At 48.7% G+C, this 11952-nt stretch carries 8 protein-coding genes and 3 pseudogenes; 2 read left to right on the forward strand and 9 right to left on the reverse strand.

Translation table 11 applies throughout. From position 1 onward, the window contains the following. Window positions 1-16: 16 nt before the first annotated feature. The 6 genes and pseudogenes from CRI63_RS11310 to yihU all read right to left on the reverse strand — a co-directional run bounded on the left by CRI63_RS11310 (window position 17) and on the right by yihU (window position 6681). Window positions 17-904: an aldose 1-epimerase gene (locus CRI63_RS11310; RefSeq protein ID WP_135519572.1), complete on the reverse strand. Its 888-nt coding sequence runs from the start codon at window positions 902-904 to the stop codon at window positions 17-19. Next, window positions 894-2244, reverse strand: a pseudogene (locus CRI63_RS11315) (MFS transporter). Before CRI63_RS11315 ends, CRI63_RS11310 begins: the two are co-directional and overlap by 11 nt. 101 nt (window positions 2245-2345) lie before the next feature. Further along, complete coding sequence (locus CRI63_RS11320) at window positions 2346-3779, reverse strand: MFS transporter (RefSeq protein WP_135519574.1); 1434 nt, start codon at window positions 3777-3779, stop codon at window positions 2346-2348. 69 nt (window positions 3780-3848) lie between these two features. After that, window positions 3849-4858: pseudogene (locus CRI63_RS11325) on the reverse strand (alcohol dehydrogenase catalytic domain-containing protein). 31 nt (window positions 4859-4889) lie between these two features. Then, window positions 4890-5778, reverse strand: a pseudogene (locus CRI63_RS11330) (aldolase). A gap of 24 nt (window positions 5779-5802) precedes the next feature. Beyond that, window positions 5803-6681 carry a sulfolactaldehyde 3-reductase gene (yihU, locus tag CRI63_RS11335; RefSeq protein ID WP_135519576.1) on the reverse strand — a complete coding sequence of 293 codons (879 nt, stop codon included), beginning with the start codon at window positions 6679-6681 and terminating at the stop codon, window positions 5803-5805. 172 nt (window positions 6682-6853) lie between these two features. On the opposite strand from yihU, the gene CRI63_RS11340 reads away from it, so the two are divergent. Both CRI63_RS11340 and CRI63_RS11345 read left to right on the forward strand, forming a co-directional pair. Continuing rightward, entirely contained in the window at window positions 6854-7750 is an 897-nt protein-coding gene (locus CRI63_RS11340) for a sugar kinase (RefSeq protein ID WP_135519578.1), read from the forward strand. Between the two features lie 39 nt (window positions 7751-7789). Next, the gene (locus tag CRI63_RS11345) at window positions 7790-8578 is read left to right on the forward strand and encodes a DeoR/GlpR family DNA-binding transcription regulator (RefSeq protein WP_000022286.1); all 789 of its coding nucleotides are present in this window, start codon (window positions 7790-7792) and stop codon (window positions 8576-8578) included. A gap of 110 nt (window positions 8579-8688) precedes the next feature. Here CRI63_RS11345 and CRI63_RS11350 read toward each other — a convergent pair whose 3' ends face one another. From CRI63_RS11350 to CRI63_RS11360, 3 genes are all read right to left on the reverse strand, one after another. Then, a complete protein-coding gene (locus CRI63_RS11350) occupies window positions 8689-9954 on the reverse strand; it encodes an MFS transporter (protein ID WP_000956318.1) in 1266 nt (421 codons plus the stop codon). 101 nt (window positions 9955-10055) lie between these two features. Then, complete coding sequence (locus tag CRI63_RS11355) at window positions 10056-11036, reverse strand: TIM barrel protein (protein WP_135519580.1); 981 nt, start codon at window positions 11034-11036, stop codon at window positions 10056-10058. A gap of 7 nt (window positions 11037-11043) precedes the next feature. Further along, a complete protein-coding gene (locus CRI63_RS11360; protein ID WP_000147434.1) occupies window positions 11044-11754 on the reverse strand; it encodes a GntR family transcriptional regulator in 711 nt (236 codons plus the stop codon). Between the last annotated feature and the right edge of the window lie 198 nt (window positions 11755-11952).

An 11952-nucleotide genomic window follows, 5' to 3' on the forward strand; every position in this document is an offset into this window, starting at 1 on the left:
CGCAATAGATGAATGGTTAAGATTCAGGTGTAAATTGCCAACGAGTTTCGATGACCAGCGGCTTCTCTGGCATCACCAATTCTGGCGTTAAATTTATTGCGTTAGGTGCCTGGGTAAGCGGATTAACACAGATAGCATCGGGCTGTCTATCAAATACCACCAGACTGTTTGCAGAAGAGGTCATGGTCATCGCGAGTTTACCAGGCCACAGTAACTTAACCTTCACCCCGTCATAAAAACCAAAACAGTCATCCCAGGGACCGGCTTGAGGAGAGATGCGATTTCCTGTTGGCAGCTCATCACCACCCGCTTCTTCTTGCCAGTCCGCATCAAAAAGCACCTGCAACGATTCTGTACTTTGCGGAGTCAGCTTTTTCGCAAACCACGGATGCCAGCCTGCAGAGGCCGGGAATGTATCGGTATGTGAATGGATTTCCAGTTGCAAAACCAGCGCATCATTCTCCAGCAAAAAAGTCTGAACCACTTCCCCTTGCCAGGGCCACGGTGAAGCCAGGGGCATACGTAAAGTCAGGGAATCTGTTGTTTTGTCGATGATTTCCCACGTTGAGTAACAAGCCATACCATGCAATGCATGCGGTGGTTTATTGGCGGGTAAAGAATAACATTGCCCACCAGCATTCAGCGTCGCATTCCCCAGTCGCCCTGCCCACGGCACCATTGGAAAACAGCCGTACTGAAAAGCTCTGCGTTGCGGCTGCCATTGGCGTAATACTTCAGAACCAAATGCCTGTAACGAGGTTATCCTGGCACCATCATGCGGATAAATCTGCAGGCGAATATTGCCTTTTTCCAGCGTAACTAACTCTCCTACTGGCCCAGGCCAGGGCGCGTCAAATGCGAGCTGTAGCGCCTGGTGATGTTCGTTTTTCCGTTCAGTTTTCATGAGATTGTTCCCTGATGTAGCGGTAAGAAGCGGTTTCTTGTTCATCAGTCGGCTCAATCAGCCAGACGCAAACAAAAGAAAGAACTGAGACAGCAAATAAAAACAGAGCGACATACCACGGCTTTCCTCCCCCTAGCGCCAGCAAACTTGAGGCGATAAGAGGGCTTAATCCGCCAAGAATCGCGGAAAATTGATAGGCAAAAGAAAGGCCGGTATATCGTACTTTGGTGCCGAACATGCGGGTGAAGAGTGTCGGCTGCACGGCGAACATCATCGTCGGGCCTAAGTTATAGCCGAGGATCATACTGCACCAGATGATGAGCGTACTTTTACTATCCAGCAATAAGAAGAAAGGAAACGCGAACAGGACACAAAATCCCGCGCCTGATAAATACAGACATTTTTTGACCTATACGATCTGATAACCATCCAACCAATGGGCAACTGAAAATACCGATCGCCGAGGCAATCAACATACCCGTCAGGGGAATATCTCGCGATAATGCTAATTGGCTGGAAATATAAACAATACCAAAGGCGTTAATAATATTGGAAGAGACACTCTCCGCCAGCCTCGCGCCCAGTGCCAATAAAATATTTCGCGGATGTTTTTTGAATAATTCAATCAACGGAGGAACAGACTTTTCTTTATTATTCGTCGTTTTTTGCTTTTGAAAATCCAGTGTCTCCTCAGTATGCAGGCGGATAAATAATCCAACGATCAACATCACCGCAGAAAGCCAGAACGGAATACGCCATCCCCAGGAGAGAAACTGTTCCTGGGTCAGTAAATGGTTACAGAGCGCAAAAACACCGGTTGCCAGCATAATCCCCACTGATGCAGCCGTTTGTGGAAGCGAACCTAAAAAACCGCGCCGGGATTCGGGCGCAGATTCAATGGTCATCAATGCCGCCCCGCCATACTCGCCACCAAGGCCAAAGCCCTGAATTAAACGCAGCGCCATTAATATGAGCGGTGCCCAGATCCCAATTTCCTGATACGTCGGAATAAAACCAATCAAAAATGTGGAGCAACCGACAATAGCCAGTGTCCAGATAAGTGTTATTTTTCGCCCAATTTTATCGCCAAAATGGCCAAAGACGATGCCACCTAAGGGACGAGTCAAAAAACCAACGCCAAAGGTCGCAAAGGAGGCTATAAGACCTATAAAAGGATCGCTGTTCGGGAAAAAAAGCGGAGCAAATACCAGCCCTGCTGCCGTGCCAAAAATAAAGAAGTCATACCATTCCATCAACGCGCCCGCGAAACTGCCCATTACGACACGTCTCATGGCTTTACCGGAAAGTCCTTCTCGCGGTGTGGGTAACGTTTCAGACATCATTTTCCTCTCCTGGTCGGCGAGAAATTGGGGAATAACCCACTACAAAGTGGGCAGTCTGATAAATACGCGCATCGGCCTGATGTCGATACGCGTTATGTTTATTTGTTCAATTCCGCCAGAACTTCCGCGTCTTCGGCATCCACATTCGCCCCCAAAGGTTCCCAATTAATCAATACGCAGGTCAGGAATCCCAGGAATGGCACAATTGCCAACCAGTAAAACGCTTCAGTTTTCAACGCACCCCACAGCATCGGCCAGAAAATAAGCCCGGCAATCGCACCGGTGCGCATAATCGCGCGGGCAAATCCGACCCCTGTAGGGCGAATAGCAGGAGGATAAGAGAGTGTGGCAATGGTCATACCCAGCCCACCAGGACCCGCTGAATGGAAGAAAATAATTGATCCCAATAACCCTAAAGACAGCCAGGGGTTAGTCGTTGCCAGCGCACCTAACGACAGTAATGCTAAGGTCACAACGGCAAATCCATACATCGATTGTCGGCGAGTACCCAGTCGTTGGAGAATAAACGAGCCGATCATCCCGCCAGTCACCCCACAAAGGGCATTCACGACGGCAGACCCCGTCAACGCACCAGTAAGCCCGCCACTTATTATTCCCGCCAACGTAAGAGGAAGATAAACACCTACGGCGTTATATTGCCACGCCTGCATGGTTGCCACGACACAGCCAAGAATGGTGCGTTTGCGGTAACGATCATTAAATAAGATGCCATATCCACCACTGTATTTACTCTCTGCTTTTTGCGAAGATCTGGCTTCTGCTGTACCCGGTGCCGCAACGCGAGCCTGAACACCATAACGTTTTCCCAGAATGTCGCAGGCTTCCTGGTAACGCCCGACGCGTGCGGCCCACATTGCGGATTCACCAATAAAGAAGTAACGCAAAATCATGAAGATGACTGCGAAAATAGCTCCGATGAATATTCCGTAACGCCACAACTGTTCTTCAGCGATACCCGACAGAAGCAGTGGCAAAAGCACCAAATAAACAACGGTTGTCGAAACATACCAGGCCATTTGCCAGAGGTTGACCGACGTTCCGGTTTTCTTCGACGTTGAACCACGAAGCTCTGCCACGGCATTGGTTGCCAAAGGGAAGTCGATGCCTAAGCCAAAGCCCATGATGACGCGGCACACCAGCACCCACCAGATACTGGGCGCAATAGCTACCGCAGCAGCCCCGATGGTGCACAGCCCCATGCCAATAATAAATGCCCGCTTTTGCCCAAAGCGGTTTATTACTCGGTTCGCTAATAAACCGCCAATTAACGCGGCGATTAATACTGACGCATTAACGGTTGCGGCAAGGCCCGGCGAAATGCCAAATTGAGCGGCAATGTATTTATTACCAAACCCCACCATCGCCGCCTGGTAGGCATCAATCAATATGCCGCCTAAAGCGATAAAAATAACGCCGATGCTGGTGTTGATTGCAGAGTTCTTATTAACAATATCAATTACGTCCTGTGGCCGACTAATTGAATAAGTTGCAGGACTGGTGATTTGACTCATCGCAGTGTCCTTTTTAATTGTTGTAGGGTGGCGCTAGCGTGGCGCAGCGCCAGACAGAGATTTAGAAAATCATTCCGGCGCAAATTGCAGCATGACTTTTATGGAATCATTTTGCTGCGCACGTTCGAACGCTGCCGCTGCATCCTCAATGGCAAATAAATCGGTAACCAGTTCACTGGTATCAAACCGCCCATCCGCCAGCCATTCGATAACGGCATCGAAATCTTCAGGGATGTACATGCCAGAGTTGAGCAAGTCACGCTCGAAACGTTGCATCATCGGTAGCGGTATTTCACGCGGCCCACTCGGTACGCCCATGCACACGACGGTGCCTCCGGCATACACACGGGTACAGGCATCATTAAGCGTGGCCTGCGCTGCAACAACATCAATCGCCCCCGTAAATCGCACATCTGCGGCCAGTTCCCCTGGAGCCCAAACTTCTGCTGCGCCCAGCTTTAACGCCAGGGCGCGTTTGGCAGCGTCAGGTTCAATCACGGTGATCTTCCCTGCTCCCATAATGCGCACTGCCTGCACGATGGATAAGCCAATCGTTCCGGCGCCAATAACCAGTACGCTTTCCAGAGAAGCCTTCGGCATCCGGTTAACACAATGGCGAGCACAAGCCGCCGGTTCGGCAAAGGCCAACACTTTTAGCGGTAAAGAGGCTGGTGCAACATGGCAATTACGCGCAGGAACAATGTGCTGTGAGCGAGCAAAGCCCGGCGCGCGAAACCAGCAACCTGCGGTGGTTCACAAAGATTAAAACGTCCTGCTTTGCAGGCTCGGCATTCCATGCAAGCCATGATGGGATCGACCACAACATGATCGCCCGGCTGTACATTTTTAACATCGCTGCCAATTTCCGTAACGCACGCTGCAATTTCATGACCGGGGACGACAGGCGGTTTGGCAAACGGATGACCGCCCTTCAGAACATGCAGATCCGAACCGCATATCCCGTAGAACACGGGCGCAATCCGTACTTCGTGCGGTTTAAGTTCCTGGTGTGGTACTTCAACATATTGAGTGGTGACTTTCCCAATATCTGAAAATAAAACCTGGGTAATTTTATCCATTGTTATTCTCCAGAATCGTTATCCATAGGGATTAGCGTTGCGCGATACCTTCATCGACAATTTCAGCCAGCCGTTGCAAGCGTGGAACGGAGACATCGCGCAGCATAGTTTGTGGATCTTGTGCACCAACAACCGACGCCCAAACCGCTCGTCCAGCCAGGAAGCCCGACGCACCACCTTTCATGGCAATACTGACTGCGCGGCCAAAAATATCGGCATCAACGCCAGAAGAAAGAATTACCCACGGCATCTTCATCTGATCGTTAAGTTTCTGACAGGCGGCAAGTAAGGTTTTTTCATCGCCTTTGCCCCCTAATGGCATTTCGGCTTTGTAAAGATCAGCCTCTGTTCCACCAAGCTCTGCGGCGGCGGCAACAATGGCGCTTTCACGATCAAAGTCCCAACCGCGACGAGGTGGACGCACCACAGGTTCAATAATGCTAACCAGCCCGGCACTACGGCAGCGACGAACAAATTTATCAACCATTGCCAGACGTTCCTCTGCGGGTTCATCTTCACGCCAGAGTACAAGTAATTTCATTGCCTTAGCCCCCATTTCACGGGCTTTATGCGGGTCGACGGACATATCTATTTCAACGCTATCAACCGGGATGCCATTACCTGGGATAAAAAAGATCGGCAGCGACAATCAGGCCGCAAGAATTAGCAACAGCGCCCTGCTCGACTATTTGCTCAAGACAAAATTGTTTATCCGCCAGAACGGCAGAAGCATAAGGAGAAAGGATTCGGGTCGCGGCAACTTTAAAATCGGTGAGTACACTGTCGGCGATGGGTTTTGGCTGCCCTGCTGCCGCAAACATCAGGCGCATGGCTTCACGCTGATCGACAGCTAACATGGCGAATCCACCACCTGGGCGGGAGATATCTTTCAGCGTGTATGGGGTGAAGTGGGATGACATAGAAACTCCTGTTAATAGATAAAATTAAAGACCAGCCTGCTGGCGAACCTGATTTAGCAGGGCGCTCCAGTCCTGCCGCCCTTTGCCGTCTTGGCTTGCTGCGGCGTAATAACTTTCTGCTGCAATCCCCATATTGAGCGGCGCCCCCGTTTCCCGAGCGACGTCAACTGCAATACGCAGATCTTTCAATGCCAGGTCCACCATGAAGGCGGGAGAAAGATCGCCTTTCAGCACTTTGCCAGGCCAGGTGGTCGTAAAATGTCCTTTCCCTGCTGCCGTACCACTCATCACCTTAATTGCGACATCAAGATTTAATCCCAGTGACTCACATAACACAGCGGCCTCGGAGGACAGCGCATTAAGCGCAATGCTCATATAGTTGTTAATTAGCTTCACGCGGATCCCCATTCCTGGGCCGCCAGCCTCGACCAGCTCATTACCCATGCACATGAGAATCGGGCGTGCACGTGCAATCTGCTCATCAGTGCCACCCGCTAAAATCAGCAATGTGCCATCAATCGCATTCACGGACGTTCTGCCCACGGGAGCGTCCATCATACTGATGCCTTTTTCTTGTAACTCCCGTATTAATGCATCGGTCTGTAAGGGATGAATAGTCGACATATCCATCAATAACGCGTCAGATGAAACAGCCTCACAGACGCCTTTTTCCCCCAACAGAACCTGTCGAACAATGTCACCATTGGGAAGCATAGTGATGATAAATTCAGCGCCTGCTGCCGCTTCCGCTGGGGTTTGTGCCGCAGTGGCCCCCTGCGTAACTAGCGCATCGACGGCCTGTGCATTGACATCAAATACCTGCAATGAATGCCCTTTTTGCAATAGATTGTTAGCCATTGGGCTACCCATCTGCCCCAGCCCGAGAAATGCAATGGTTGCCATGAATGCTCTCCTGTCTGACATTGACAAAATAATGACAATTGAAAATTCGTTTTCGTCTGTTTTTGAGCATATTTGTAATTTATGTTCAAAAACACGACACACATCACTAATTTGATCATTTGTGTCATTTAAATTGACCAAAGACGACAAAATTAAACAGGACAAGACAAATATGACCAGAATTGCATGCGTGGGTATCACAGTTCAGGACAGGATTTATTCTTTGCCCACTCTGCCGGAGAGCGGCGGGAAATATCAGGCAAATCATTATCTTGAGATTGGTGGCGGCCCGGCAGCAACAGCCGCTGTTGCAATCGCAAAACTTGGCGTGGAGGTTGATTTCATCGGTCGCGTCGGCGATGACAGTTGTGGAAATACCTTACTTGCAGAACTTGAGGGTTGGGGCGTCAATACCGCATTTTGCCGCCGATATCCTAACGCCCGTTCGTCGCAATCAGCGATCCTCGTTGATCAGCATGGCGAACGGATTATCGTTAATTATCCAAGTCCCGATCTCGGTACTGATGCCGAATGGTTAGAAGCGATCGATTTCTCTCGTTATGATCTGATTCTGGCCGATGTTCGCTGGCATAGCGGTACTGAAAAAGCATTCTCGCTAGCGCGCCTTGCGGGGGTGACAACGCTTTTAGACGCCGATATGACACCGCAGGATATTTCTCCACTTGTCGCGCTTGCCGATCATGCTGTGTTCTCTACGCCAGGGCTGAAACGTATGACTGGCCTTCAGTCACCTGAAGAAAGCTTGTACCAGGCAACGACACAAACAGCAGGTAAAGTGTATGTCACGCTGGGTTCTGAAGGTTCGTTGTGGATTGAAGATGATCATTTGTGTCAACAGGAGGCATTTTCTGTCAATGTGGTTGATACCACTGGAGCAGGCGATGTTTTTCACGGTGCACTCGCGGTAGCGTTGGCAGAAAAAATGCCAACAAAAGAGGCTATTCGTTTTGCCAGTGCGGTTGCTGCGATGAAATGTACCCAGCCTGGCGGTCGGGCTGGCATTCCTAATCGTGAGCAAACCGAATCATTTTTGTCACTTTATGCGTAAAATGGTAAACATCTACCGAGGAGGGGCAAGGGAGTATTCATGAGTATCATCGAAGTGACAGGTAATCCACGCCATGACCAACTCGTTCATCTAATCGCAGAACGCGGTTATATGAATATTGAAGAACTGGCACAACTGCTGGATGTTTCAACGCAAACCGTGCGCCGGGATATCCGAAAACTCAGTGAGCAGGGGTTGATCACCCGTCATCATGGAGGGGCCGGGCGCGTCTCCAGCGTCATGAATACCGCTTTTGAGCAACGGGAACTTTCGCTCACCGCCGAGAAACGGGCGATCGCTGAGGCTGTCGCCGATTACCTTCCCGAACGCTGTACCGTCTTTATCACCATCGGTACAACCGTAGAAGCCGTTGCCAGGGCATTACTCAACCGTCGTGATTTACGCATTATCACTAACAGCCTGCGTGTGGCACAGATTCTTTATAAGAATCAGGATATTGAAGTGATGGTGCCGGGAGGCACTTTACGCGCCCATAACGGTGGGATTATCGGCCCAGGAGCCGTGGATTTTATTGAAGGTTTTCGCGCAGATTATTTAATCACCAGTATAGGTGCCATTGAACATGACGGCACCCTGCTGGAATTTGATGTCAATGAAGCGTTAGTCGCGAGAACGATGATTAAACATGCGAGGAATACATTGCTAGTGGCAGACCATACTAAGTTTGCCGCTTCGGCTGCGGTTTCAATTGGCAATGCGCGGAATGTCAGGGCTTTTTTTACTGATGCCCCGCCTCCCAATTCTTTCTGCCAGTTGTTAAGTGAAGAGAATGTTGAACTGGTGGTTGCCGAGCAAGAAGTATCCTGAAATTGAAACTTCGAAAAATCCGCTGGGGATTCAGCGGATTTTATTTTGCCGGATGCGGCCTACGGTTGATACGGTTTTCGTTGGCCGGATTAAGCACATCCGGCCATTAATTAAGCTTCAGCCGCCAGCATCTCTTTCTTACGTTGGCTAATTCGCTTAACCAGCATTACGGAAACCACCGCACCACAGAATGCGAAGCAGGCCATAATGCCAAACACGATTTTGTAGCCAATAATCCCCGGATTTAAATCCAGAATGTAGCCATACAGACTGAAGCAGAACATCGCCGGGGCGTAACCAATAAAGCTACCCAACGCCATCGCCGCGCCTGTTTTATTTTCAGCAATTTTTGCTTCGCCGATAGGTGCAAAAAATACGGCTCGCTGTGTAAAGACTATCGCGCCAAAGCCCAGCGTACATGCCATCCCTAAATAGACCGGCATACTTTCGTGCGGCAGCATAATCAACAGTACGAGCGCAGCGGTACTGATGATAAAGGTGTAGCATAGATATTTACTCGGCGATTTCAGGATCTTATCTGAAATCATGCCACCAATCGGTCCACCAATCATTTTCAGACAGTATTGGTTAATGATGCCGTAAGCCCCCACCAGCGCAACGGGCAATAGATAGATGTTTTTCAGGAATGGAATGAAGAATGTCAGGCCACAGTAAACCGCGTAAACGAAGAAGACGTTGAAAGCGATAAGCCAGATAGTTTTGTCTTTCAGCACCGAGGTCATACTGGTGTTTTGCGATGCTCCGTCTTCTTTTTTCACCTCAACGGACGGTGCCTCTTCTTTGTCATTCAGGACAAAGAAAATAATAATGCCTACGGCAATCACAATAAGGGAATAGAACCAGATACCCGCTTTAAAGCCCAATAAGCCACTGCCAAACCAGGTAAATACTGCCAACGCAGAAAATGCCACCACAGTATCGACAATGCCACGCCCTGTTTCGAAGAAGCCAAACAAACGACCTTGTTGTTCGCTATTGCCCAATCGACTTACCGACTTGAGCAAGACAGGCCAGTTCATCATGTCGCAGGTAACGCCAAATAGCGCCCAGACAAAGAGGATGCCCCAATACCCCGGCATTGTCGTCAAATAAACACCCAGTAATCCCGTCGCAATGAGGGAGAATGACATGGTGTATCTGCGCGGTAGTTTATCGGCAAAATAAATAGACAGAAAAAAGCCCACTGTGGTGACAAATGAGTTTACCGACATAGCATTACCAATTTGACCATTAGTCAAATGGAAATATTCCTGCATCGGGATATAAAACGCATCTTTCAGCGACGGTAATTTATAAATTGTACCGCCACACAGTGTTAATAGACTAAATAACGCCCATTTCTTTTTCGTGAGCATAACATCCCCTAAGCGATTTTTAAAATCACTGTTTTAAAGGCAATAAGATATCGACCATTCTTATGGAATGGTTTTATTAACTGCGTATGCGTTAAAACTTATTAGTGGTTCAGAAGATGGCTTGCCTCTTGTTTTATTTGTTGTAGTACGTTACGCACATGATTTATCTGATTAATCGCATCTTCTTTTTCTTTACGTAACCGCGCATCCAGTAAATGATTTTCTGGTAGTGGTGTTTCACTCATCTGGCGATAAGGGATCCACGGATTATCATCTTCGTCTTCAAAGCGGAACGCCGGAGCATAATAATCAACCTCTTCTTCCAGGCCATATGCCGTCACCTGCGGCTCATCATCGCCCAGGCAGATAAGGTGCGTTAATAACGCTTTGAAGGGCATATCTCCCTGACCTGAAATACAGGCTTTATGGCCCAGACCACCCTGTTCTTTAACAATCAATGCATCTTTGATATGCACCTGGGTAATATGCGGCGCCATCGTTTTTAAAGCGTCGATGGGATGCTCATTTGCATTGATCATGTTCGCAAAATCAAACAGTAAGGAAAGAGACTCCATCTCACTTTCTTTGACCAGCGACACCAGCTCATGGCTTTTTAAATCTTCATGCTGCTCGATCGTAAAAGTCAGGCCGCTGTCCTGATACGTTTCCCGTACATAGGCAATGTCGTTAGCGATGATCGATAATACGTCGCGCAAATTACCTTCATAACGTGGATAAAAACGTACGGAGGATGCCCCAGTTTTCAACGCGATGGCGACGGCTTCGTCAATAGATGCCTTATCTGAGGCGCTGGTTTCAATATGAATATCAAGGTTCAGACGGCGGGCTTTATCACCAAAGGCAGTGAGTTCTTTATCGTCCATATTGCCAAGAGAAAAACGCTCTCCATCCAGAACATGAATTTTGACGCCCCGCAGATTATTTTCACTCGCGATATCAAGTAAATCAGCAGGCAATACTCTTTCCAGCCGCATATTTAAATGAAAGGCATAAGCATGTAAATAAAGAGGAAGAGTATCGACACGTTGTAGAATCTTTCTTGCGTTATTTGTTGTCACCATAAAACACCTACAGATTAATGATGAGGTCTACGGCCTCAAATCGCCAATATTCAATATCTATCTGGACAATATTGCCTTGCTGGTCGGCGCGATGCTTTTCAATTAAGATCGCAGGCATACCCGCAGAACCGCCAAGATACTTGCTGATATCGCCCGGCATTCTGACGGGTTTGAAAATCAATTTTTTTACTACCGTCTCTTTTTGGTAGCACTTTTCCCAGACTGAAGAAAATGAGTGGTTTTCAAGTTGTTCAATAAAACCTGGGGCAACTTCAGGATTAATATATGTTTCGTGATAGAAAACTTTATGTCCTTCCAGCGCCCCCCAGCCGGTAATACGATAGAGTTCGGTTGATGGCGTCACTGCAATCAGTGGCGCAAGCGTCTGGGGAATGTCGCTGGTACGGCTTTTCTCGGTAAACCCCCAGGAAGGTTCCCGCCCTTGCTCAATTGCGGCCCGCTGAAAGCTCGCCGACAGCTCCGGGCTGTAATTAAATCTCGGCTGAGTCACGAACCACCCTTTACGATCCTTACGGAAGATTTTGGATTCTGCCTCGAGGTTCAGCAACGCCTGGCGCAGCGTCATACGTTTAATGCCCAGCAACTCTCCCAGCTCTCTTTCTGAAGGGAGTTTTCCACCCGGCGTAGTGATGCCATCTTTTAACCACCGATCCAGTTTCTCTTTTGCATTTTCTACGGTGGATTGATTTCCCGTCATTGTTTAATCCTTTTGGTTTAAACCAGATGAGGCATCTTACGCTTACGCCAAAAAAGAAAGCAATTAACGGCGTATGACTTTGCAGATAATTGTGACAAAGCTCTCTATTGACGTAACCACAAACTTATAAGGGAGATACTCGCATTGGTGAGCGCTCACGACAGGCAAAAAAAAACCTGCCATCGCTGGCAGGTTTTT

The sequence above is a fragment of the Escherichia sp. E2661 genome (assembly GCF_004745185.1).
Classification (GTDB): Bacteria; Pseudomonadota; Gammaproteobacteria; order Enterobacterales; family Enterobacteriaceae; genus Escherichia.